The sequence below is a fragment of the Winogradskyella sp. SM1960 genome, from assembly GCF_020179375.1.
GTDB lineage: Bacteria > Bacteroidota > Bacteroidia > Flavobacteriales > Flavobacteriaceae > Winogradskyella > Winogradskyella marina.
In genome coordinates this window covers 108,665-134,667 of the sequence record NZ_JAICBG010000007.1, presented here as the reverse complement: position 1 = coordinate 134,667, position 26,003 = coordinate 108,665, and the positions used below count along the sequence as shown (strand labels likewise).

19 protein-coding genes are annotated in these 26,003 nt (G+C 33.8%); 8 read left to right on the top strand and 11 right to left on the bottom strand.

What is annotated here, in order from left to right:
- Nucleotides 1–5 precede the first annotated feature (5 nt).
- The 8 genes from K1X16_RS15365 to K1X16_RS15330 all read right to left on the bottom strand — a co-directional run bounded on the left by K1X16_RS15365 (nucleotide 6) and on the right by K1X16_RS15330 (nucleotide 7,010).
- Nucleotides 6–887, bottom strand: a complete 882-nt coding sequence (locus K1X16_RS15365; protein ID WP_225037022.1) for an SAM-dependent methyltransferase — start codon at nucleotides 885–887, stop codon at nucleotides 6–8.
- An 11-nt stretch (nucleotides 888–898) separates the two neighbouring features.
- Nucleotides 899–1,333 (bottom strand): hypothetical protein, encoded by a 435-nt coding sequence (locus tag K1X16_RS15360; RefSeq protein WP_225037021.1) that lies wholly within the window; start codon nucleotides 1,331–1,333, stop codon nucleotides 899–901.
- Nucleotides 1,330–1,662: a hypothetical protein gene (locus tag K1X16_RS15355; RefSeq protein ID WP_225037020.1), complete on the bottom strand. Its 333-nt coding sequence runs from the start codon at nucleotides 1,660–1,662 to the stop codon at nucleotides 1,330–1,332. Before K1X16_RS15355 ends, K1X16_RS15360 begins: the two co-directional genes overlap by 4 nt.
- A 153-nt stretch (nucleotides 1,663–1,815) precedes the next feature.
- Entirely contained in the window at nucleotides 1,816–2,319 is a 504-nt protein-coding gene (locus tag K1X16_RS15350; RefSeq protein ID WP_225037019.1) for a GbsR/MarR family transcriptional regulator, read from the bottom strand.
- A gap of 47 nt (nucleotides 2,320–2,366) precedes the next feature.
- Nucleotides 2,367–3,149 carry a hypothetical protein gene (locus K1X16_RS15345; protein ID WP_225037018.1) on the bottom strand — a complete coding sequence of 261 codons (783 nt, stop codon included), beginning with the start codon at nucleotides 3,147–3,149 and terminating at the stop codon, nucleotides 2,367–2,369.
- Between the two features lie 27 nt (nucleotides 3,150–3,176).
- Nucleotides 3,177–5,207: a M3 family metallopeptidase gene (locus K1X16_RS15340; RefSeq protein WP_225037017.1), complete on the bottom strand. Its 2,031-nt coding sequence runs from the start codon at nucleotides 5,205–5,207 to the stop codon at nucleotides 3,177–3,179.
- A gap of 165 nt (nucleotides 5,208–5,372) precedes the next feature.
- The gene (gene purE, locus K1X16_RS15335; RefSeq protein ID WP_195871608.1) at nucleotides 5,373–5,852 is read right to left on the bottom strand and encodes a 5-(carboxyamino)imidazole ribonucleotide mutase; all 480 of its coding nucleotides are present in this window, start codon (nucleotides 5,850–5,852) and stop codon (nucleotides 5,373–5,375) included.
- Between the two features lie 3 nt (nucleotides 5,853–5,855).
- A complete protein-coding gene (locus K1X16_RS15330) occupies nucleotides 5,856–7,010 on the bottom strand; it encodes a 5-(carboxyamino)imidazole ribonucleotide synthase (RefSeq protein WP_195871609.1) in 1,155 nt (384 codons plus the stop codon).
- 157 nt (nucleotides 7,011–7,167) lie between these two features.
- On the opposite strand from K1X16_RS15330, the gene K1X16_RS15325 reads away from it, so the two are divergent.
- The 5 genes from K1X16_RS15325 (at nucleotide 7,168) to K1X16_RS15305 (ending at nucleotide 14,300) form a co-directional block, all read left to right on the top strand.
- Nucleotides 7,168–8,277 carry an adenylate kinase gene (locus tag K1X16_RS15325; RefSeq protein ID WP_195871610.1) on the top strand — a complete coding sequence of 370 codons (1,110 nt, stop codon included), beginning with the start codon at nucleotides 7,168–7,170 and terminating at the stop codon, nucleotides 8,275–8,277.
- 64 nt (nucleotides 8,278–8,341) lie between these two features.
- Nucleotides 8,342–9,340 (top strand): GTPase ObgE, encoded by a 999-nt coding sequence (obgE, locus tag K1X16_RS15320; RefSeq protein WP_195871611.1) that lies wholly within the window; start codon nucleotides 8,342–8,344, stop codon nucleotides 9,338–9,340.
- 15 nt (nucleotides 9,341–9,355) lie between these two features.
- Nucleotides 9,356–10,069 (top strand): ion transporter, encoded by a 714-nt coding sequence (locus tag K1X16_RS15315; RefSeq protein ID WP_195871612.1) that lies wholly within the window; start codon nucleotides 9,356–9,358, stop codon nucleotides 10,067–10,069.
- A 63-nt stretch (nucleotides 10,070–10,132) separates the two neighbouring features.
- Entirely contained in the window at nucleotides 10,133–13,762 is a 3,630-nt protein-coding gene (locus K1X16_RS15310; RefSeq protein WP_225037016.1) for a T9SS type A sorting domain-containing protein, read from the top strand.
- Nucleotides 13,763–13,778: 16 nt separating this feature from the next.
- Nucleotides 13,779–14,300, top strand: coding sequence for a DUF4136 domain-containing protein (locus tag K1X16_RS15305; RefSeq protein WP_225037015.1), 522 nt, complete (start codon nucleotides 13,779–13,781; stop codon nucleotides 14,298–14,300).
- Nucleotides 14,301–14,312: 12 nt separating this feature from the next.
- Here the strand turns inward: K1X16_RS15305 and K1X16_RS15300 are convergent, their stop codons facing one another.
- Both K1X16_RS15300 and K1X16_RS15295 read right to left on the bottom strand, forming a co-directional pair.
- Complete coding sequence (locus tag K1X16_RS15300) at nucleotides 14,313–15,698, bottom strand: M64 family metallopeptidase (protein WP_225037014.1); 1,386 nt, start codon at nucleotides 15,696–15,698, stop codon at nucleotides 14,313–14,315.
- 2 nt (nucleotides 15,699–15,700) lie between these two features.
- The gene (locus tag K1X16_RS15295) at nucleotides 15,701–16,189 is read right to left on the bottom strand and encodes a hypothetical protein (RefSeq protein ID WP_225037013.1); all 489 of its coding nucleotides are present in this window, start codon (nucleotides 16,187–16,189) and stop codon (nucleotides 15,701–15,703) included.
- 143 nt (nucleotides 16,190–16,332) lie between these two features.
- Between K1X16_RS15295 and K1X16_RS15290 the strand changes: the two genes are divergently transcribed.
- Entirely contained in the window at nucleotides 16,333–17,058 is a 726-nt protein-coding gene (locus K1X16_RS15290; protein WP_225037012.1) for an SDR family oxidoreductase, read from the top strand.
- Between the two features lie 109 nt (nucleotides 17,059–17,167).
- On the opposite strand, the gene K1X16_RS15285 is transcribed toward K1X16_RS15290, so the two are convergent.
- A complete protein-coding gene (locus K1X16_RS15285) occupies nucleotides 17,168–23,236 on the bottom strand; it encodes an alpha-2-macroglobulin family protein (RefSeq protein WP_225037011.1) in 6,069 nt (2,022 codons plus the stop codon).
- A gap of 262 nt (nucleotides 23,237–23,498) precedes the next feature.
- Here K1X16_RS15285 and K1X16_RS15280 point away from each other — a divergent pair, with 262 nt between their 5' ends.
- Nucleotides 23,499–24,416, top strand: coding sequence for a tetratricopeptide repeat protein (locus K1X16_RS15280; RefSeq protein WP_225037010.1), 918 nt, complete (start codon nucleotides 23,499–23,501; stop codon nucleotides 24,414–24,416).
- 218 nt (nucleotides 24,417–24,634) lie between these two features.
- On the top strand, nucleotides 24,635–25,993 hold the full coding sequence (locus tag K1X16_RS15275) for a UDP-N-acetylmuramate--L-alanine ligase (RefSeq protein WP_225037009.1): 1,359 nt from the start codon (nucleotides 24,635–24,637) through the stop codon (nucleotides 25,991–25,993).
- Nucleotides 25,994–26,003: the final 10 nt, after the last annotated feature.

The following is a 26,003-nucleotide window of genomic DNA, read 5'->3' as shown; positions in this document are numbered from 1 at the left end:
AGGTTTTATTCGTTTTTAGTGGCAGTTATAATGTAATATCCAAAACTTTTCATATGCAGTCCTGCTAATAACGCGAAGAATGATCCCTTTAAATTATGAAAACTTTCTCTTTTGATAGACTTAAAACTGAGAATTTTTTTTAGAATAAAGCCTGTAATTGCAAACGGTACATGTAAAACAGATGGTGCAACTCTTAGTGACGCATTTTCAATTTTAATAGTATTAAAACCTAAAGCTTGTAACTGGTTTTTTATAAAATAATATGTTTCTAGTTTTTCTAAACTCCAATGGTCGCACAAACGATGATAAGCGTAATTGCCACCTTTGCATAGTTCTGTTTGTTCTTTTTTTAAGAAGGCATCTGCAATTACCAATTGTCCGCCAGGTTTTAAAATGCGATGCGCTTCTTGTAACGATTTTGTGCTGTGACCTGAGTGACAAAAACTTTCAATTGCTAAAGCAGAATCAAATGAATTGGATTGAAATGAGGTGTTGTTGTAGTTTTCTTTTAGAATGATACCGTTTTTTCCTTTTAAAAGTTTATTGCCTTCTTTGACTTGAAATTCTGAAAGTGTAACACCATAAGTTATTATATTTTTATGTTGGTTTATAGCATATCGCATTGTGGCGCCCATACCACAACCCAAATCTACCAGGCGATGCTTTTGGTTATCAATTTTTAATCGTTTTATAACTTGAGCATTCAGTTGGTTGAGCATGCTATCGCGTTTAAAAAGGTTAGTCTTAAACGGAATAAAGTAACCAAAATGCATATTGAAATCGTGACTCCAAAATTCATAATCTTCTGATGCTTGATTATAGAAGTCTATCATTTCTATTTTATTCTTCTCAGAATGGGTGTTGAGTGGCAGTGTTTGTGATGTCATAACTATTAGATTTAAAAGGTTGAATTAAGGTTTGTAATGAGTAACCATGTATAAACAACAGCAAAAAGTGTAAAAAGGATATTCATAAAGTAACTACCTATTTTAAAAATCAGTTGCTGTGGAATTTGATACATTGGGTAATACGCAATTTGTGTTGCTACTTTACCAACCCAATATGCGGCAATGAGTCCAGTTAATGCAATAGATAGGTTTGTACCATTTTTTAAATCATTAGGAATTACAATTGCAATTAATCCGAATGAGAAGTTTAATCCCTGGATATATCTACCGTAAGTTTTAGCTATTTCCTGATTTAATGGTTTCAATTGCTTGACATCATTATACCAATCAAAAACTTTATGTCTTATGTATGGGTAAATTAGTGCTGTAAAGATTTGACCACATCCTCCTAAAATGATTAGCCAATTTGGTATTTGAGTTTTCATGATATTTTAATTTTATAAGTGATATACATATGAAATATGGCGAGCATCATTGTAATGATTAACCATAGAAAGACTAATTCGAAACCACCATTTAAGTTTTGTGTCATAATTATAAAGAGAAAAACGATTGAAATAGTTGCTAATATGTAAATGACAAATAAGCGTTTTACAAGTTTCGGTTGTTCAGAGAAGTGAACTAGTATTGAAATACTCATAATAATTTGTATAGCACCTAAAATCACCTGTGCCATAATGCCTCCCCAAAATGTCAAGTAGAGTAGTGCTGTGATAATGATTAGCCATTTATTTATATCGTATAAATATTTCATGTTTCTTTTGTTTTAAAACTTTCAGAAAAAATTGAAAGTTTGTGTTAAAAAAATATACGAGCTATTTTCTGTGGTTTTGTTTATTGCTTTTCAAATGCCACATAGTTAATCCGTTTAATAATCTTTAATTTTCAATGAAACTTTTAGTTAAAGCTATTTCATCAGTTTTAAAACCGACTTAGTTAACCAATTTTGTTTTTGATTCACCATTTTATTCATTAATGTATCTAAATCTTGGGTTAACTGGTTGAGTGCTTTAGTTTGTTTAATGAGTTCTTTCGATTTTTCGGTGCCGTCATCTTTTATAGAAGACACTTCTTCTAAAACTTTAATTACAGGTCTAATTTCTCTACGGCTACGTTCTTTTGCAACCGTTCTTGCTAATTCTTGTACGTCTTTTTCTGTTGTGAAAAATTCTTTGCGCTCACCCGAAACTATAACTTTGGTTACAATTCCCCAATCCATAAGCTGCCTTAAATTCATGCTAGTATTACCACGAGAAATTTTAAGATCTTCCATAATATCTTCCATGGATAATGGTTGGGTTGAAATAAAAAGCAAGGCTTGTATTTGTGCCATGGCTTTATTAATTCCCCAGAGTGAGCCTAAACTTCCCCAAGTACTAATAAACTTTTCTTTTGCTTCTTGATATTCCATACAACAAATATATAATAATTTCTAAACTTTCAGTAATTATTGAAAGTTTATTTTGTTTGTAAATGAATGTGATCATCGTGTCTTACAGCGTGGCATCCCGTGAATCGAATTTTATATTGCGCACTTAAACCTAATGATGTTTTAAGATGTGGTTCTATAAACAGCTTCTGAGACGATGGAATTGAAAGTAATTGTTTTATTAATTGAGCTGTTTTTTTAGTATCAAGTTTTAAATTATTTAAGGTTCCAAACGTAAGGTATTTGGTAAAATCATACTGCCAATACCCTTTACTTAAGCAAGATTTAGCACTATAGCTATTCTCTGTATTTGCAAAAACACCATAGCCAGAAGTGGACGGTTTTTTGTTTGTAGGTTGACCTTGTTCATCTAAATACATCAATGAAATATCTATCTTTTTTCCATCATTATGACTTAAATGCGGTAATAACGGAAAGCCATTAAAGAAAGGTAAGTTGGCATCTAAATAAGTGATTGTAATTCCAGATTTATATAAAACATGAGCAGCATCTTCTAGTTCTAATTTTAATTCTGGATTCACATAATTTCTAAATGCTAATGGATAAAACCAATTTCGAGGTTGTAACTCAGGACCAAACCATGGTAATTTTTCTCTGCCAAAATGAGACGCAATAGGAGGAATGATGACTAGGTTAAATAATAGATAAAGCAAAGGGAAAACAATACGCTTTCCCTTTTTTGTTTGGTATGAAATAATAACAGCAAGTAGCCAAATGATGCCGCCAACTTGGGTCATAGTTGTTAAAACAATAATTAGTATGATATGCCCAATACGTTTAAGTAAACCCATACATACTGAACGTATAATACGCTAGTTTTATTTTAACAATCCTGCACGTCGCAACAACGCTTCAGGTTTTGGCTCTTGACCTCTAAACTTTTTATATAATACCATTGGATTTTCTGTACCACCTTGAGATAGTACAAAGGTTTTAAATTTGTCTGCAACGGTTTTATTAAAAATACCTTCTTCTAGGAAGTATTCAAAAGCATCAGCATCTAAAACTTCTGCCCATTTGTAACTGTAATAGCCAGAAGAATAACCCCCTTGAAAAATATGCGCGAAGGATGTACTCATACAGTTTTCTGCAACATCTGGATACAAATTGGTATCAGCAAAAGCTTCGGCTTCATGAGATTTTACATCATCAATTTCTGAAGGGTCAATACCATGCCAAGACATGTCTAATAACCCAAAACTTAATTGGCGTAGCGTTTGCGTGCCTTCATGAAACGTGGAAGAAGCTTTAATTTTATTTATCAATTCCATAGGAATCACTTCGCCTGTCTCGTAATGCGTGGCAAACAATTCTAAGGCTTCTTTTTCGTAACACCAGTTCTCTAATACCTGACTTGGTAATTCTACAAAATCCCAATACACACTCGTACCAGATAAACTTGGGTACGTTGTGTTGGCTAACATGCCGTGTAGGGCATGACCAAATTCGTGAAATAACGTTGTGACTTCATTAAAAGTGAGTAAAGATGGTTTGCTTTTTGTGGGTTTTGTAAAGTTGCAAACGATTGATATATGAGGTCTGTCATTTACACCATTTTTTATCATTTGTGGTTTGTAAACCGTCATCCAAGCTCCGTTACGTTTTCCGGCTCTCGGGAAAAAATCGGCATAGAAGATAGAAACAAATTCACCATCAGCATCTGTCACTTTATAGGTTAAAACCTCTTCGTGGTATTTGTCTATAGTGTCAATTTCTTCAAATTCTAATCCGAATAACTTATTGGCAACTGTAAAAGCACCATTAATTACATTCTCTAATTTGAAATATGGTTTTAACTGTTCATCATCTAAGTCAAACAATTTTTGTTTTAATTTTTCAGAATAATAACCAGAATCCCATTTTTGTAATTGGTCTATGCTGTCTAGTTCTTTAGCGAAATTTTCCAATTCATTAAACTCTTCATTAGCTGCTGGTTTTGCTTTTTCTAAGAGTTCATTTAAAAAAGAAGTCACTTTTTCTGGCGTTTGTGCCATACGTTCTTCTAATACAAAATGCGCATGTGTTTTATAACCTAGCAGTTGTGCACGCTGAAAACGTAATTGTGCTATTTTAATAACGAGTTCTTGGTTATCCAATTCGTTATTCTGAAATCCTTTTCTACCAAATGCTTTTGAAAGTTGTTCTCGTAAATTTCTATTGTCTGCATAGGTCATAAACGGAATATAACTTGGGTAATCTAAGGTAATTAACCAACCGTCTTTATCTTTGCTTTCTGCTAATTGTTTGGCAGCTTCTTTGGCTCCTTCTGGCAAACCCGAAAGATCATCTTCGTTTGTTAAATGCAATTCAAAGGCATTGGTTTCAGCTAAAATATGCTCACCAAATTTTAATTTTAGTTGACTTAACTCTTTATCAATAGCTCTCAGTTTATCTTTTTTATCTTCAGCTAAATTGGCGCCATTTCTAGAAAAACCTTTATATTTTTTATCTAGTAATGTTTCTTGTTCTATGGTTAACTCTAAATTAGATTTTGAATCGTAAACTGCTTTTACACGCTTAAATAAAGCTTCATTCAATGTAATATCATTACTAAACTCAGAAAGTAAGGGTGAAACTTCTTGAGCAATTTTTTGAATCTCATCATTGGTTTCCGCAGAATTCAAATTGAAGAATATACTAGAAATACGATTTAACTCTTCACCTGAATAATCTAAGGCTTCAATAGTATTTTCAAAAGTTGGTGATGCAGTGTTGTCGGTTATGGCATCGATTTCTGCTTTTGCTTTTTCTATTCCAATTTTAAAAGCAGGCAAAAAGTCTTCTGCTTTTATTTTTGAAAATGGTGCTGTATTATATGTTGTGTTAAATGTATTATTAAGAAAATTCATTAATTTTTTGACTTTAATTTAAGATTATGCGTTTCTGAATTTTAACTTTTTGTTAGGAAAGCCATTTGTATATGGTTGTACCTTTGCATCACTGTTTTTTCATTTAATAATGTAAAAGGAGAATTGATTAATAGCTAAAAAGCCTTAACGAAAGTTGAGGCTTTTTTAGATGTCCTTTGCAGACTCAATCACCTTTGCTTTTAAGCCTTCCTTGTAAACCAAAACCTTATCTAAGACGCATTGGTCTGAAGATCCAATAATTTGAGCGGCTAAAATTCCGGCATTTTTTGCTCCATTAAGTGCAACGGTAGCAACAGGAACACCTCCTGGCATTTGCAAAATAGATAATACAGAATCCCAACCATCAATAGAATTACTGCTTTTTACGGGTACTCCAATAATAGGAAGTGGTGACATTGATGCAACCATTCCTGGTAAATGCGCAGCTCCTCCTGCACCAGCAATAATCACTTTAATGCCTCTTTTGTGTGCGTTTTTACTAAAATCGAATAATTTTTCAGGTGTTCTATGTGCAGAAACGATATCCACTTCAATTTCAATATCAAATCCGTTTAATATATCTATAGCGTCTTGCATCACTGGCATATCGCTTTTGCTTCCCATTATAATGGCAACTTTACTCATATTTTATTCACTAATTACTTCAATTGTACGTTTTACTTTTTCTGCAATGTCGCGTGCTACGGCAATATCTTCATTAACAATAGTTACATGTCCCATTTTGCGAAACGGTCTGGTTTGTTTCTTCCCATAAATATGGGGAGTGACGCCATCCATTGCTAAGATGTCTTCAATATTTTTATAAACGACGTTGCCTGTGTGGTTCTCAGCACCAACAAGATTAACCATCACTCCAGCCACTTTACTTTCAGTATTGCCAAGTGGTAAACCTAAAATACATCTCAGTTGTTGTTCAAATTGTGATGTATAGCTTGCTTCAATACTATAATGACCTGAATTGTGTGGCCTTGGCGCCACCTCGTTTACTAAAATGTCATCATTTTCAGTCTGAAACATTTCAACAGCCAAAAGCCCAACATGTTTATAGGCTTCAGCCGTTTTTAAAGCTACTAATTCGGCTTTCTTTGCGATGTCATCTGGAATTCGAGCCGGACAAATAACATATTCCACTTGATTGGCTTCAGGGTGAAATTCCATCTCCACCACAGGATATGTTTTTATATCGCCTTGTTCATTTCTGGCAACAATAACCGCTAATTCATTTTTAAACGGAATTAAGGTTTCTGTAATGCATTCTACATTAGGTAAATCGGTTAAATCGGAAAGACCTCTAACCACTTTTACACCTGTACCATCGTAACCAAACCTTGCGCTTTTCCAAACAAAAGGGTAGCTTAAACCACCATTATCTACGGCTTCATCAATCTCTGATGTATAAGCAAATCTCGAAAAATCAGCTGTAGGAATTTCATTATCGCGATAAAACAATTTTTGTGTTGCTTTATTTTGAATGATTCTTAATGTTTTAGCTGAAGGAAAAACTTTTACTCCACGTTTTTCTAAGGATTCTAAGGCATCTACATTAACATTTTCGATTTCAAACGTTAACACATCAACGTTTTTTCCGAAGTTAATAACCGTGTCGTAATCTAATAAATCACCTACGGTAAATTCGTCGCAAGCTAGTCGTGATGGTGCGTCAGCACTAGGATCTAAGACACAAGTGTAGATGTCAAACTTGCGAGTGTCATACAGCATCATTTTGCCAAGTTGGCCACCACCAAGAATACCGAGTTTAAAATTGGAAGAAAAATAGTTCATATTTATTTTCCACGAAAGTGGAAACTTTATTAGTTACACATTGCGTTTTCAGCAACAAAAATACGCTAAATATGACACATACTTCTAAATTCGTAAATCAAAAATCATTCAAAAAGCATTCAAATATGTATCTTTGCAATTCTAAAATAATAATAAAGTGATTAAGCTTCACGATTTATACTTTAAACCTTTTATTTCTGAAAAAGAAATAGATTCGGCTGTCCAAAACATGGTAGATGGTATTGCGTCCGATTTAGGTGATGAAGTACCTGTGTTTATTGGGATTTTAAATGGTTCGTTTATGTTAGTGAGCGATTTTGTAAAAAAATATCCCAAACCATGTGAAGTCACCTTTATAAAACTAGCGTCTTACGAAGGTGTTAAATCTACCGAAGATATTCAACGCTTAATTGGTTTAACCCAAGACTTAACAGGAAGAACCGTCGTTATTTTAGAAGATATCATAGATTCAGGAAACACATTAGAAGAAGTACATCGCATTTTTGAAAACGAAAATGTAAAGCAATTACTAATTGCTACTTTGTTTTATAAACCAGAAGCTTATGATAAAGATTTTAAACTTCATTACGTAGGTATGGAAATTCCTAATAAATTCATCGTTGGCTACGGTTTAGATTACGATGGACTAGGAAGAGATTTACCAGATGTATATCAATTAAAAACTACACAACACATGACAAACATAGTGCTATTTGGTCCTCCAGGTGCAGGCAAAGGAACACAAGCTAATTTTCTAAAGGAAAAATACGATTTAATTCACATCTCTACAGGTGACGTTTTTAGATTTAATATTAAAAACGAAACCGCATTAGGCATGTTAGCTAAGTCTTTTATGGACAAAGGAGAGTTAGTACCAGACCAGGTTACTATTGATATGTTAAATAAAGAAGTTGAAAAAAATGCTGGAGCTAACGGCTTTATTTTCGATGGTTTTCCAAGAACTAATGCACAAGCTAAGTCATTAGATAAATTAATGGAAGATAAGGATTCGCAAATCGATGCTATGGTTGCTTTAGAAGTTGACGATGAGGTATTGGTAGAACGTTTACTAAAAAGAGGAGAAACCAGTGGTAGAACTGATGATGCTGACGAAAGTATTATTAGAAACCGAATTAAGCAATACTATACAAAAACAGCGATTTTAAAAGATTACTACACGGATCAAAACAAGTATTTTGGTGTTGATGGTGTTGGTAGTGTTGAAGACATTACAGTGCGTCTAAGTACTGTAATTGATAAATTATAAATTGCCATTCCTACTAAAAATAGGAATCTAACTAAAAAGATTCCCACACTGGTGGGAAATGAATATGACTGAAGGAAATTTTGTTGATTACGTAAAAATGCACGTCACTTCTGGAAACGGAGGAAAAGGATCTGCGCATTTACATCGCGAAAAATATATACAAAAAGGTGGTCCAGATGGAGGAGATGGTGGACGTGGAGGTCATATTATTTTGCGTGGCAACTCAAACCTTTGGACATTAATTCACTTAAAATTTAAAAGACACTTTAAAGCTGGCCATGGAGCACATGGTAGTTCAGGACGAAGTACAGGAGCTGATGGTGAAGATATTTACATTGAAGTGCCTTTAGGAACTGTAGTACGCGATTCTGAAACTGATACTGTTTTATTTGAAATCACAGAAGATGGTGAAGAAAAAATAGTGGTCGAAGGCGGCATGGGAGGACGTGGTAACTGGCATTTTAAAAGTTCTACCAACCAAACCCCTCGTTATGCGCAACCTGGAATTCCACTCGAAGAAAAAGATATCACATTAGAGCTTAAAGTCTTAGCAGACGTAGGTTTGGTTGGCTTTCCTAATGCTGGAAAATCAACCTTATTATCTGTATTAACGTCCGCAAAACCTAAAATAGCGGATTACGAATTTACAACCTTAAAGCCTAATTTAGGCATTGTGGAATATCGCGATTTTCAGTCGTTTATAATGGCAGATATTCCTGGTATTATTGAAGGTGCTGCGGAAGGTAAAGGTTTAGGTTATTACTTTTTAAGACATATTGAGCGTAATTCAATTCTACTGTTTTTAATTCCTGCAGATGCAAAAGATATTGTGGAGCAATACGAAATTTTAGAAGATGAATTAAAGCGTTATAATCCTGAAATGTTAGATAAGGAGAGGCTTGTTTGTATTTCAAAATCTGATATGTTAGATAGCGAATTAAAATCTGAAATTGCAACAATTCTAGATAAAGATTTAAAAGCCGATTATATGTTTATCTCTTCAGTAGCACAGCAAGGTTTAACCGAGTTAAAAGATAAACTTTGGAAGTTGTTGAATGATTAAAGGCGCATAGCTAATATGAAAACTTACCTGAAGAATCTCGTAGAACTCAATGGAAGTAAACAGAGTAAACGCTTTGCTTATTTTATTCAGTTTCTAATTATACTTTCGGTAATCACCTTTTCTATTGAAACTTTACCAGATTTAAGGCCTCAAACACAAGTGGTTTTGAAAGCCATTGAAGCGTTTTGTGTAGTTATTTTTACGCTTGAGTATTTAGCTCGTATTTATGTCGCAGATAGTAAGCCAAAATTTATTTTTAGTTTCTTTGGTATTATAGATTTCTTGGCTATACTACCGTTTTATTTGTCCTTTGGTGTTGATCTACGTTCCTTGCGTTTATTAAGAATGTTCCGATTGTTTAGATTGTTTAAGTTGGTGCGTTATAATAAAGCGATGCGTCATTTTGCTAATGCGATGAAGTTAGCAAAAGAGCAAATTATACTCTTTATGATTATTACAATTATGCTTATCTATTTTGCTGCTGTAGGTATTTATTATTTTGAAAACGAAGCACAGCCAGAGCATTTTTCTTCCATATTTTCTAGTCTTTGGTGGTCAATTGTAACATTAACAACAGTTGGTTATGGCGATGTGTATCCCATTACTGTTGGCGGACGTATTTTTACATTTTTTATGCTTTTAATAGGTTTAGGGGTTGTAGCAATTCCGACAGGGATTATTTCTTCGTCGTTAACGAAGGCTGTAGAGGAACCTGAAGAGAAGGCCTAACTTTTTTGTTAATCATTCATTTTAATATAGTTATATTTGAAAGGTTATTCTTTAAACCTTACTATGAAACTAAAGTTACTAATTGTTGTAGTATTCCTACTACCTTTTGCTTCTTATGCGCAATGTCTTGAAAACCTTCTGTTAACCAGTCAATCAGAAGTTGATAATTTTCCAAATTTATATCCAGATTGTGACTCTATATTAGGTGCTGTTACCATTTCAGGAACTGATATTACAAATCTCGCACCTTTAACACAGCTCAATTCAGTAGGAAGTATATACATTTTAGAAACTTCTATTGTAAGTGTAGAGGGTTTAGAAGAGCTTACCATAACAGGTATTGATGGGCAAGATTCTTATATTTTTTTAGACGACAATCCCTTGCTTCAGGATGTATTGTTTTTAAATAATTACACGCTCAATGTTCCCATTGTATTTTTAATTAGGGAAATGGATGCGCTTTCAAGCTTACAAGGTGCCAATAGTATTGTAGATTTTATAGCATTGCATATTGAAGATAGTGATGCATTGATGAGTTTAGATGGTTTAAATGAAAACTTGAATTTTACAGGTGGATTAGTTCAGTCCTCTGGAATTTATTTATCAGGAAATGCCTTATTAAACGATATTTCACAACTAGATACAGCGCAATTTAGTCCTGATTTAACACTAGATATTACTCACAATTCGCAACTTGCCGTTTGTGAAAATACTTTGGTTTGTTCTGTGACAGAAAATGGGAATAGCACAATTTCTTATAATGCTTTGGGTTGTAGTTCTGTAGAAGATGTGTTGGCCAGCTGTTCGACATGTCCAACAGAGGCTATCATTTTATCAAATCAACTAGAAGTCGATGCCTTTGGAACAACGTATCCTGATTGTACAAGTCTAAGTTATAATCTCACTATTGAGGGTGATGATATTACAAATTTATCTGGTCTATCTCAATTAGAAAACATTTCAAATTTATATATACAAAATAATTCAGCCTTATTGGATTTACAAGGTTTGGAAAACTTAGTTTCAATTCAAAATCTCTATGTCATTAACAACGCGTTAATAACAGATTTTGAAGATTTAATAAGTATTGAAACCATTGCTTTTTTATATGTTTCACAAAATAATCAACTCACAACATTTAATGGTTTAGAAACTTTAAATTCTTTAGCTGCACTAGGGATTTATTACAATGAAAATCTCAATAGTATTGAAAGTATTAGTACTGTTGAATTTATAGGGAATAACAATATTAACATAAGCGGAAACACCGCTTTATCTAATTGTGCCATCAATAGTATCTGTGAATTAATACCTCCTGGAGGCGGTATTAATATCTCAAATAACGGCGTTGGTTGTGAGGACTATAGTGATGTTTTTGAGCAATGCACAGGATGCCCATATGGTGATGTTTACTTATCAACACAAGCAGAAGTTGATAATTTCCCCGTTTTATACCCCAACTGTGATACTTTAAATGGTAGTTTACATATTGTAGGTAATGATATTGTAGATTTAAGCCCATTGCAGCAAATAATATCTATTGAAAATAGTGGTTTATATATTAATGATAATGGCCAACTAACAACCTTAGATGGATTACAAAATATTGACGACGCAAGTCTTATTGAAATTGTCAATAATCCCTTATTGGCAAACATAACTGCTATTGATGATATAGAAACAGTTTATAATTTTAAAATTATAAATAATGATGCGCTTACAGAAATTCCACCGCTTCAAATTACACAGGCAAATAATTTTGAGATTTCTAACAATATTGGTTTAACGTCATTAGCTGGACTTTCAAATCTTACAACGGTAAACGGACCTGTTTTAATAGATAATAATGATGCGCTAGCAAATTTAGCCGGATTAGAAAACTTAACAACAGCTGCTAATTTAGGCATCACAGGAAACGAGGTCTTAGTGCAAATAGATGCACTCACTAATTTACAAAGCTATTTAAATACATTATTTATTACATTAAACCCAAGTTTGTTAAATATAAACGGATTAGCAGGATTGCTAGGCGTTTCGGGTACTATTGGAATTAGTAATAACGCAGCCTTATTACATTTAGATGGCTTATCCAATTTAACCAATGGTAATAATCCAGGTTCGTATTTAGTCTTAAAAATTGAATATAACGATGCACTTAATGATATTAGTGGTTTAACTTATTTGAACCCAAATTCAGTTTATCAATTGAGAATAGCAGATAATCCACAACTAACAAATTGTAGTATTCTCTCTGTGTGTAATATTTTAGAAGACACTTCGGCTAATGCTTTTATAGGTGTAAATGGTGGCAATTGTAATTCTAATCAAGACGTTATTGATTATTGTGAGGCGTCTTTAAATGTTGTTTCTGGGACACTCAGTTATGATTTTAATAATAATTTGTGTGACGCCAATGATTATGCCGCTGAAAATTTTATAATTAAAGCCACAAATAGTCTTGGGCACACCGTAAGTACAACTAGTACTGTTAATGGAACTTATGAAATGAGACTGCCAGAAGGGCAATTCGATATTGAAATAAATGACGCAGCTATTCCCAATCATTTTATGGTAACGCCAACCGAGCAATCGGTTACATTTTCGTCTACTGGAAATGCGACAACGCTAGATTTCTGTATAACCGCTATAACTCAGGTAAATAATGTAGCTATAAGTGTAACGCCGATTAGTGATGCGCGTCCTGGTTTTGAAAGTGATTATTTGTTGCATTACGAAAACTTAGGAACTACAATTGCAGCAGGTTCTATAACTCTCATATTTGATGACATTAGGCAAGACTTTGTTGGCGCTACAACTTTACCTTCAAACACCAGTGGTAATACAATTCAATGGGATTATACAAATTTATTGCCACTGCAATCCGAAACGCTAGTTGTAACCTTTATAAATGAAGTGCCTCCAATAAATAATTCAGATGATATTTTAAATTTTGAGGTTTCAATAGCGTTTGACAATGACGAAGTTTCTGAAGATAATAGTTATATGTTAGAGCAGCTTATGGTTAACTCATACGATCCTAATGATAAACAAGTTTCACAAGGCGCAACTATTTTAGAAAACCAAACGGGGGATTATTTAGACTATTTAGTACGTTTTCAAAATACCGGAACCGCGGATGCTATTCATGTTCGTATTACCGACGAATTAAGTGATCTACTCGATTGGAATACTTTCAGAATGAAAAGCGCAAGTCATAGTTATGATTTAGAAATTATTGATGGAAAACATGTAACCTTTAATTTTGAAAACATTAATCTTCCTCCTCAGCTGTTAGACGAATCTGGAAGCAATGGATATGTTGCCTTTAAAATTAAGCCAATTGCCAATTTACAAGTAGGTGATGTTATTCAAAATACGGCTAAAATATATTTCGATTATAATTTTCCTATAATCACAAATACGATAGAAACAGAATATATAGAGCCACTTAGCGTTAATGAAGAAGAGCGTTTGAGAAGTGTTGAATTATACCCAAATCCAACTTCAGGTAAAATTACTATACGCGGAGTTGAAAACCAGTTAATCTCAGTTCGAATATTTTCTGTTTTAGGAAAGGAAGTTATGAATTCAACGTCTAAAGAATTGAATATGTCAGAACTGCATTCTGGAATATATTTTGTTAAAATTTATACGAAAAAAGCAAACTTTACAAAACGAATTATAAAGAATTAATTTAAAATTTAAAACCATGAAATTAGTAAAACTTATACTCGTTGCTTTGCTTATTACATCATGCGGAACCGTAGTCAACTATGATTATGAAAAGTCTACTAATTTTAACGATTACAAAAGTTACAATTACTTTGCTGAGATGAAAACAGGTATGTCTGAATTAGATACCAAACGTTTAATGAGAACCATGGACGCAAAGCTTAAAACAATGGGTTTAACGCGCTCTGATAATCCAGATTTTTACATTGATATTATTAGTCAAGATATACAAAGCCGAAACAATAGCAATGTTGGTATTGGAGTCGGTGGAGGTGGAGGCCATGTTGGTGGCGGAATTTCTGTAGGTGTACCTATAGGCGGAAACAAACGTACGAGAGAATTAGCTATTGAGTTTGTAGACGATAATAAAACCGGTATGTTTTGGCAAGCCATTAGCGAAAGCCGTTACAATCCCAATGCTACTCCAGAAAAACGCGAAGAAAAATTTAAGGCTTTAGTCGAAAAAATGTTTTCAAGTTATCCGCCAAAGTCTAAATGATAAAACGTCGTTTTAATTTTTAATCAGTTTTTTGCTCGCTATTAAAACATCATTTGTATAAAAGTTAGTAATGTAAATTCCTTCGCTTAACGTACTAATATCAATAGTTGTATTTTGCTGATTATAAAGTTGAGCTGATTTTATTTTCTTACCATCTAAGCTTATAATTTCAACAACGACACTTTCGTTTAATGCGTTTTCTAGATTAATATTTACTAGCGTATTTGCAGGATTTGGAAATAGTGTTAAGCTAAAATCATTAGCGGTTACTGCTTGTACTCCTAAGGTATTGTCAATAGTCCAAGTAACGGTTGCAACATGAATAGTTTCGTGATTGTCTACATCAATTAAAGTCGTTGCATCGTGTGCAACAACGGTTAAATTGTTTGTGCCAGTAGCTAAATCACTTTCTTCAATGTTAACAGTAACTTCGTTTGTTGCAAAGTCACTACCATTAAGTGTCCAAGTGTTAACTATAGTGTTTGTAGGTAGTGTTTGTATTGTGTTTATTTGAAAACTCAACGGAAAACTTAGTTCTGTAATTGTAGCTTCTGTTGGCGCATAAGAATCAATAGGTGAAATTAAATCGTGAATGCGTTCAATAATTCCTTCTTTACAAACTGAACAAAAATCATAACCTAGATAACGCATTTTACAACTTTGATGAGGTCTATTCCAAGTTGAAGCAGTTCCTGAAGTTGCATGCGGATAAACTCCAACATTGTTAATACCAACCCAGTTTTTCCATCGTACTAAAGTAGGGTCTGTTTCTTGCGTCATATTTATACCTTCTTCGACAAGGATTTCTATAGGATAATATTCATCTTTTAAATCTACAAAAGAATGCCCTAATTCATGAATAGCTATTTCGCCTGCATCCACTCCTGTAGATGATACTGGAAAAGGGCCTCCACTTCCTCCATAATATGGCGAATTAACTAAAATAATAGCTTGGTCATACAGTGGGAAATTATTAGCTAAAACCGTACTAACTAAAGCTGTATTCTCTGTGTATAATAACCTGTGTATATCATAACTGTCATAAGCTGTGCCAAAATAATTATCAACTGTAATTGTAGGAACTGTTGGTATTGGCTCGTCTGTTGCTGTTCCTGGATGCGTTGCACCACTTTCATTAGACGGTACTTTTATAATATGAACATTGAAGTAGTTTTCATAATTAGAAAAAGGTTCTTGAGAAAACATATCATTCATAAAGTTTGTAGCGTCTGTTTCAAACTGTAACATTTCATCTTCTTGGTAACCATCACCTAAAATAACAAGATTGATACGTCTGTCATCGTCACCAGAGTTTTTTAAGGTAAGCACATCAAAAGTTTGCGATAAAAGAAATTGGAAACTAAAGGCAAAACATAGTAATAGTAGCGTTTTTTTCATGCTCATTCAATTTTTGTAGTGATGTGTTTTATGGTTTCGGTTTCTTTAATTTCATTAATTACAGCGTATTTTGATTTAGGATGTAATTGTAATTTCAATGAAAATTGAACACTGTCTAAAGCTAGTATTTTTTTTTCAAACTTTCCCGAATCATTTATAAACTCAATTGTTTTTTTTAATGGATTTTTTATGGAATACGTTTCTAATGTATTTAAATCTTCATCTAAAATAAGACACTCTAAATCACCAATAGTCGCACTTTTGTTATACGCATCTTTTATTTTTAATTTACCATCGGTTGTAATTTGATTAATTAGCGTGATGGTTTTCTTAGTGTCTTCTTGATTAATTTTATAATTTAAGAATAGAAGTTTTGGTGGTGTTGTTATCTGTTGTTCTTCAGTAATTACAGGTTTTTTTCCAACACAAGACAATAAAGTGAATATAAAAACTAATGCAAACGTATGCTTTATAAAGTGTGAAATTTTCATTGTCTAAACATTAGATGTATATCAGCGAGCAAAGTTAAACATAAAAGCAGTTGATAACAAGCAACCTATAGTTTTATAAATATCATAACAGTATTGAATCTCATTTTCGAATCCTATTTTGTAAATTTGGATAAAAAGAAGAAATGAAAGATTTAAAAGGAAAGGTAGCGTTAATCACAGGAGGTACAAAAGGAATTGGTTTTGGTGTGGCAGAAGCTTTACTTAATCAAGGATTAAAAGTGGTGATTACAAGTAGAGATGAGAATGCGGCTAATGATGCTGTAAAAGAATTAGCATCTAAAACAGATACTATAGGATCTGTGGTTGGTATTCAGGCAGATGTTAGACATCTTCAAAGTCAGGAAGACGCTGTTAAGCAAGCACTAGATACTTTTGGACAATTAGATATTGTTATTGCAAACGCAGGTCTCGGTCATTTTGGAAGTATTGAGGATTTGACGGAAGAGCAATGGAACCAAACTATAGACACCAATCTAACAGGTGCATTTAATTCTATAAAAGCCAGTGTTGCTGCACTCAAAGCATCTAAAGGGTATTATATCACCATTTCAAGTTTAGCTGGTGCGAATTTCTTTGCAGGAGGTTCTGCTTATAACGCTAGTAAATTTGGTGTTACTGGGTTTACCCAAGCTGTAATGCTAGATTTAAGGCAATATGGAGTAAAAGTGAGTACAATTATGCCAGGATCAGTATCTACACATTTCAATGGAAATACTCCAAGTGATGAACAATCGTGGAAGATTCAAATAGAAGATATTGGTGAATTGGTAATTGATTTGTTACACATGAATCCAAGAACCTTACCAAGTAAAATTGAAGTGCGACCAACAACACCGCCAAGTAAATAGTAGAAAAACTTAAAAGAGGTTTCAATTTGAAACCTCTTTTTTATGTATAAATCTTCACCATATAATTTTCGTAACTTCGGTTGCGCCTCTGGGTTTTTGTACGACAAAATCAATCCACCACAATACGAACCCCTTCACTATGACTGCTAAATTCAGGAGCATACATACTTTGTATGGTGCTAATTCCATTACTCATGTCACCAGCATTGTTCACACGTAAATCATATTCAAACACATAAACACCTTTTGGTAAATAATCCATAAAGAAATTGGTGGCGGCATCTTTGGTGCTTTCATAATAACCCAAACCATCTTGCCATTTGTATTGTGATAATACATTTATAGGTTCTAAACCAGCAGCACGCATATCTTTAAGATGCACAAATTCCATAGAACGATCTGTTCTTAATTCTATTCTTACTCTCACTAAATCACCGACCTTTAATTTAGTTTCAGTCGTTATTTCAGTAATTTCTTCACCTGTATCTGTATTCGATTTTAAGAATAATTTCTTGCTTAATTTTAAAGGTGTTTCTGCTGAGGTGATTTTATCCAAATCCTCAAAATATTGCCAGTACAACGCTCCCCAAACAATGCCTTCTCCTTTTTTCGTGATGGTGACGTCGGCTTGTTCTTGTGTAATTTCTGAACCATTCCAAGCCGTTTTATAATACCCTGTTCCAGCTTCTACTTTTACGTTGTCTAAAGTTTCAGGAGAAATAGTCTCAGTTCCAACTTTGACGTCGACTTGGTCTGTGACACTCAGCCAATCACTACCTTGTAATAGTAAAGCATAAACAGCTTCAGTGGTTGCTTTAGTGGTTTTCCAACGATTGGTTTGTTTGTTTTTTAGTAACCATATTTTGAGGTTGTCGATGTCTTCGAGATTCTTCGCTTCGCTTTGAATCGTATGACCAACTTCCGAAAATACTTCTATGAAGAGAGCTTGGCTCTCGATTGGTGCTTGGTACCAATGCCAAGAGTTGGTGTTGGTTTTCCAATACATGCCTAACTCCTCAGACGTAATACTGTTTTCTTTTAAAGACTTTACAATTTTACCTGCCGTTTTGGTATCGTTTATCCTGTTCACGGTTAAAGCCATCAAACCTTTAGCATATAATGAACGTTTTAACCAATACTTTTGGATCTGACCGTGGTAATAATCCATGATATTTTGAACTTCACTCGACGTTTTAATTTCAGGATAAAAACTTCGTGTGTATAAATAATGCAATTGTGTATGTGATAAATGGTCTTTACTTAAATCTGCATCTTTGTTGTATTTTTTGATGTTTTTATATTCTTGGATGAATTCGGAATCTAAGTATTGAATGGCATTTCTAATCATTTGAGATTCCTCGTCGCTGCGCTTTGTCGGAATGACATTTAGTTGTTTAAGATGTCCAAAACCAGCAACAATATGTTGCGTGATAAAACGATTATCACGTCCACCATTAAACCATGGCCAAGCTCCAGAATTGTGTTGATTGTTCTTTAGCTTTCTTAAAGCTGATTGCAATTCATTAGTCATCTTATTTAAGTCGAATAACAAGGCGATGCGTTTTTTCTGTTCGGTTTCAGATTGTGCATCTCGTAACCAAGGTGTTTCTTCTATGAGCAATGATTTCAATTCTTGGTTCTTTTCTAAATTTGAAAGTAATGCGTCTGTCGATTTCCATTGGTTAAAAACCGCTTCAATCTTAGGATTCGATGTTACAATATGTTGTGCTAAAGCATTCGCATAATAGCGCGAAAACGTTTGCTCATTACAATCGTAAGGATATTCCATTAAATATGGTAAAGCTTGTACAGCATACCATGCAGGATTTGACGTCATTTCTAGAGTCAACTTATGATTGGTTAAAGTCGTGGACGTATTATTCTTCAACTTATCTAAAGTAAACATCTTTGTTTCATTAGAACGAATCCACATCGGAAGCGTTTCTGTTACCAACATTCTATTACTTAAAACCGGTAATGCGTTTTGTTCGCCATCACTAAAATCGCCAGCTTTTGCAGTCACTTTATATTGGACGGCTTGAATGTTTTTTGGAATATTCAAACTCCAAGATACTTGCGTATTGCCGTTCGCATCAACTAGAAAAGGTGATGTGTTACTAGCGTTTAAAAGCTCTGTGTCAATCGATTTACCAGTTATGGCATCGATCAAGATCAATTGAGCCATTCCAGATAATTCCTTCTCTGTAAGATTGGCAATTTTTGTACTGATCGTAATGTTATCTCCTTCTCTTAAAAAGCGCGGTGCATTTGGAATGACCATCAATTCTTTTTGCGTTACAGCATGTAATTGTGTGGTGGCACTTTCTAAAGTTTTGGTATGTGCTAATAATTGTAGTTTCCACTTTGTTAAAGCTTCTGGTGCTTTAAAATTGAAGCTGACATTGCCCTCTTTGTCGGTTTGCAATTGTGGAAAAAAGAAGGCCGTTTCGTTGAGGTTTTTCCGGATTTGAATGTTGTCTGTTTTTGAGTTCTCAACTTTTTCGAATTGACCTTTTGAAATATTATAAACTGAATCCGTATTTTGTGAATTCCATTTTTCATCATTAGCAAACTTTGCATCATAATCATAACTTGTATCTGATACTTCCTCTAAAGCCATTTCATCTTCAACCATCATAGCAGCTTCAGGTGCAGCCATTTTCATTTTATTATAACCTCTTCCTAAGTAACGGTTATTCCCAAAATAAAACCCAAACCAATTTAGTTCATCACGTCTTTGACTTGGATAATAACTAGAAATATTAAAATTATTAAACAATCTAAATCTGGTGTTTCCAAAACTCTGTCTAGAATTTTTGTTGATGCTGCCATAATAAACAGGGTTATTAATTGGGTTAAAACTCCAGTTATGTGTTCTGAATTCATCTAAAGACGCATCGTACATACTCGCTAATAATTCAGCTGAAACTTTATCGCCTTTTGGGCCTTTAATTTTAAAACTCCAGGTCTCATCTTGTCCTGGTTGTAGTTTATCTCGGAATGTTGTGGTTTCAATTTCTAAATCCGTTTTAGGATAAGGTACATATACATTAAAACTTTGAGATTTAAACTCATTAAAAGCTGCAAACGATGTATGAATTGCAAAACCTCCCAAATCGCTTTCCAAAACAGGAATGCTTATCGTTTTTTTAGAATTGTTTAGCGTAACCAATTGCGTCATTATAATGGTATTGTCCCTTTCAATTTCAACAGTAACAGTGATGTTTTCTGCTGCAGAACCCAAGGTTAATTTAGCCATGGAATTGGTTTCATAGCTTTCTTGGTCTAATTGTGCTTCATATAATTGGTTATTGGCAAGCGTTTTGTCTTTATCACTAAAAAGCGACGTATAAATTTGATCTTTTACAATCTGCCCAAATTTATCTTTGCTTTCAGCCACCATAATATATTGTCCAGAAGCCCATTTGTTCAGCTTCATTAAGGTGATGGTTTTTTCTTTTTCAGTATCGAATTGGGTACTAAAAACTTGGTCTCCTTTTGTCCAATTGGTTAATTGTCCTTCGTTATCATAAGGTTCGTGAGGAAACAATTTTATAAATTCTTCTTTAGAAAGCGTTTGATAATCTGGTGCTTCCCAAGGTCTAGTTCTTAAAATACGATCTGGTGCATTTAGTTTGTAGATTTTTAATTCACCTTTTGCTGGTGCAAATTGACCGTTAAGATTTTGTGAGTTTAAGGAGATTTCTATGTCTTTTGTTTCTTTATCAATCTTTTGAGGCGACACAATATTGAGTGTCATGGCATGATATCCAACGTTTACAATAGTTGAAGTAGAGCGTGTTTCTCCATTTAGATCTGTAATATCTGCTGTAACTTCATAATTAAAAACAGGAAGATTATCTTTTGAAACACTGTCGTCGGGAAGCGCTTTAAAGGTAATTTCAAATTCACCGTTTTCATTGGTTTTTGTGTCTCCAAAGGTGATTTCTTGTGGTTCTGCGTTAAAATAAGGGCGCCTCCAATAATACCAACTTGGAAACCTCACATTGCGCTTTACACGATATACCACTTTGGCATTGGTAATAGTACTACCAGCAAAGGCAACTGCAGTTCCTTTTACGGTAATACTGTCGTTTACTTTAAAGGTTTCTGTAATAGGTTGAAACTCGGGTTTAAACTTTGGTCGCTTGTATTCTTCAACAGAAATATTGGCATACGCAGAATTATTTGAAAATAGTTCAATGGTGTAATTGCCTGTTAAACCATCATTTGGTAAAATAAACTCACCGTGTACTGACCCAAATGCATTAGTCTGTAGTAGCATTTCACTAACGACTTCACCATTAACATTTTTTAATCTGATTTTTGCAGCTTCATCTGCTGAAACTTCTGTCTTTCCGTCTTTAGATTTGGTTGCAATGCCTTTAAAATATACCATTTGTCCTGGTCTATAAATGCTTCGGTCTGTGAACAGAAAATTTCTGTATTGGGTGTCTTTGTTTTCGTTTTGTCTGTAGGTTCGGTTGATATAATAGTCACCAAAATAACCTGTGTCATCTTTTGCATCAACTTTAATTTGAACATTTCTATAATAATTATTGTCTTTTATAAATTCAAATTTTCCAAAGCGATTGCTTGTGAATGATTTGGTTAATTGTTTATTTCGGTTTGTTGTATATGATAATTCTACTTTGGTATGAACTAGAGGCTTTCCGTTAGATCTATCAATAACTTGGTATAAATACGTATCGTTTTTAGAGCTTTCTATCAAGGCCAAATTGGTGGCTTGAATATGAGCGGTTGCAAAAACGTCATAATGAGATTCAGTATTTGCTTTAATGAGATATAATCCGTTGGCTAAGTTTGGTAATACAATTTCAGTACTATGATTTTGATAGTCTCCTTCTGTTTTTAACACGCTTGAAAAGGATTCAATTGGACTCAATTTTTTAAAAAATGCCTGTTTATGATCTACTCTATATAACTCATTATAACCTTCTAATTGCTTTTGAGAAACCTTATAAATCTCGAAATTTAATTGTTCTAAGTTTTTGTAGGTTACTAATAGTTTTGAAGGTGATTCAATGCCTATAAATCGTTCTGTTTGTAATTGTAAACTTGGCTTATGGATATGAGCAATTAAAACCTCACATTTTTTAGCACCAATGCTGTTAGGGAATTTTGATACTGCCGAATTACACAATGCTTTTGCTTCTTTTAATTTCCAACGGTTTTTGGTATTGCTTTCGTTGTCTTTAAGGGTGTTATTGTATTCATCTCCTTGTTTTTTATAGATAGCAGCAATTTCAAAACTATATAAGGTAGATAAAGCCGACGTTTTTAAATCGTTTGATGTTAACTCTAAAGTTTTTAGAAGTTGATTATCTACATCGGAAAATACAGCGTGTTGTGCAACAAAATTTAAACGTTCAATATCTACAGCAACAAAAGCTTTTGAAACTCGATCTTTACGATGAAACTTTAATAGGTTTTGATAAATTTTTAAAGCATTCCGTTGTAATGATAAAGTGTCTTTAGACTCTAAATTAACAGTGATGAAAACGTCGCTATCTGCAATAAATTGAGGGTTGTCAATTGTAAATTTATAAGCTGGTTGTGAAATACTGTTTTCGTCTGTTTTATAAAATTCTAAAGCATTATGACTTAATAAATCATATAAGGTAGGACGAACGTCTTTTGAGTTTTCTTGTTCGTTTAAAAGTAAGGTGTAGTTGGTCAATTCTTCTTGCTGAAGTATAGATTCGTTTTGAAGCGAGCTTTGAAAATAGGTGTGAATTTCAGCAAACAGCGTTTCTAAATCCCAAGTTCTAAAATCATCACTTACTTTTTCTGTAGTCTTTGTTCTATTATAAAATTGCCAACGATTTTGCTGAAAATATTGCCAATACATAGTGGCTAACATATTTTCTAAAAGCTGTTGAGTTACGGTGTCTTTTGTGCTGTTAATTTCAGATTTAAAACGATTCACAATATTGAGTTGTGCGTCTTCTTCAAGCGTTAACATGTATTTGCTAATATGCAAAAGCGCTTTGATTCGTTGTTGTGCGTTTTCGGCCTTTATTGCTTTCTGATAAATGGTTTCTACCAAATCTGAAGCACTTTTGGTAAGTCCTTTGTTTTCGAGTTTAGCCACTTCTTTCCAATCATTTTCAAAATGCGTTTGACCATAAGAAAAAGAAGCGAAGCAGATGAGCATAAGTAGAGATATATAGTGTTTCATATTGTGGCCGCAAAAGCGGTAATCTTTTTAGAGAATCTATTTGTGTTAATTTCGATACAAACATATTCTGTTGTTTTAAGCAAAATACTTACAAAATGCATTCCAAAAAAAGTCAGAATGAGTTAATGTCTTAGTTTTATGAGTGAAGTTAACAATTTGTTGAGGAAACTAAGCGATATTAAATTGTATTTTCGCAAAAGATAATGTTTCTATGTATAAAAATCTGATTGTCTTTTTAATGACTTCGATATGTTTTTCTCAAGCGTCTATTGAGAATGCTGAGACACATATTTCTAATAAGGAATTTGTGAAAGCACAGACCGAAATGTCCGAATTCTTAGAATCGAATCCCAATAATTTAAAGGCTATTGAACTTTTAGGTGATGCGTATGGTTACCAGGAAAAATGGGATAATGCCATTTCTCAGTATCAAATTTTGAAACAAAAACGACCACAAAACGCTAATTACCATTACAAATATGGTGGTGCTTTAGGTATGAAAGCTTTGAGTATTAGTAAAATTAGAGCGCTCGGAATTATTGGCGATGTCAAAGATTCGTTTCATAAAGCAGCTCAGTTAGATCCAGGTCATATCGATGCACGTTGGGCCTTGGTAGAATTGTATGTGTCTTTGCCAGGTATTGTAGGAGGTAGTTTTTCAAAAGCCTTGAGTTATGCACAGCAATTAGAAGACTTGTCTAAGGTAGATGGTTACTTGGCAAAAGGCTATGTTTACGAATATGATGATGAACCAGAACTAGCCGAAAAGTATTACAGATTGGCCATAAAAGTTGGTGGATCAGTGACCTGTTATGAAAAGTTAACTAAATTTTACGAAGGTCAAAAACAACCCGAAAAAGCTATAGGGAATTTAGAAGAAGCTAAAGGTAAGCACCAGCGGAATGCTATGCACTATCAAATTGGTAAGGTGTGCGCAGATTATAATATTCAATTAGAAAAAGGTGAAAAATGCCTTAAAACGTATTTGTCTAACCATTCGGCTCAAGATGGTGTGCCTAAAGAATGGGCCTATTACCGTTTGGCACAAATTTATAAACATAGAAACAATAGGAAAGAAGCATTCGTTTGGATAGATAAGGCGATTGCTGGTTTGCCTGACATTGAAGTTTTTCAGGAGTTTAGGGAGACGATATAAGCCCAAAGCCTGTTCTCGATACATTTGTTTATTATCCGTTCTACTTCAAATAAACAAACACTCGAACTGACGTTGAAGGTTTAACTATATTGTTTTTGATGCTACTTCCGTCAGTTCGAGTGATTTTTTCTTTTAAAAAATTGTATCGAGAACCTTGTTTCATAAATTCTCATTTCAAAAAACTTATAGTATTTTTACATTACTTATTTTAGGATACAATGAACGTACATTTTATAGCAATTGGTGGTGCAGCAATGCACAATTTAGCCTTGGCACTTTACAATAAAGGTTATAAGGTCACAGGAAGTGATGATACTATTTTTAACCCGTCAAAATCACGATTAGAAGCTAAAGGTTTGTTACCGGAAACATTCGGTTGGTATCCTGAAAAAATCACATCAGATTTAGACGCTATTGTTTTAGGAATGCATGCTAAAGCTGATAATCCTGAATTGATAAAAGCCCAAGAACTCGGCTTAAAAATCTACAGTTACCCTGAATTTCTATACGAGCAATCCAAACACAAAACACGAGTCGTTATTGGAGGGAGTCATGGGAAAACTACGATTACCTCAATGATATTACATGTGCTGCATTACCATGATAAAGATGTGGATTATATGGTAGGAGCACAGCTCGAAGGTTTTGACGTGATGGTAAAACTCACCGATGATAATGATTTTATCGTTCTCGAAGGTGACGAATACTTAAGCTCTCCAATTGATAGACGACCAAAATTCCATTTATATAAACCTAATATCGCCTTGTTGAGTGGTATTGCTTGGGACCATATTAATGTGTTTCCAACTTACGACAATTATGTGGAGCAGTTTAGCATTTTTGTAGATTCTATTGTTACAGGTGGAAGTATTAATTACAATGAAGAAGATGCTGAAGTAAAACGTGTCGTAGAAGCTTCGGAAAATCAGATTCGTAAGATTGCTTATAAAACTCCAGAATACACTGTTGAAAATGGAGAAACCTTATTAGATACACCAGAAGGTCCAATGCCTATTGAAGTTTTTGGAGCGCACAACTTAAACAATTTAGCAGGAGCCAAATGGATTTGCCAACATATGGGAATCGATGAAGATGATTTTTACGAAGCCATTTCAACCTTTAAAGGAGCCAGCAAACGCTTAGAAAAAATTGCCGAATCTAAAACAAGCGTAGCTTACAAAGATTTTGCGCACTCACCAAGTAAAGTAGAAGCGACAACCAAAGCCGTAAAAGAACAATTTAGCGACCGAACTTTAGTCGCTTGTTTAGAATTACATACTTATAGTAGTCTTAATGCTGAATTCCTTAAAGAATACAAAGGAGCTTTAGATGCTGCAGATGTAGCTGTCGTGTTTTATTCACCACATGCCGTTGAAATTAAAAAATTAGAAGAAGTTACTAAAGATCAAATAGCCGCGGCTTTTGAGCGTGATGATTTAATTATTTATACCAATCCAGAAGAATTTAAAGACTTTTTATTCTCTCAGAATTTTGAAAATAAGTCCTTACTTTTAATGAGCTCTGGAAATTATGGTGGTTTAGATTTTGATGAGGTTAAACAACTCCTACAAAAGTAGGAGTCTTATT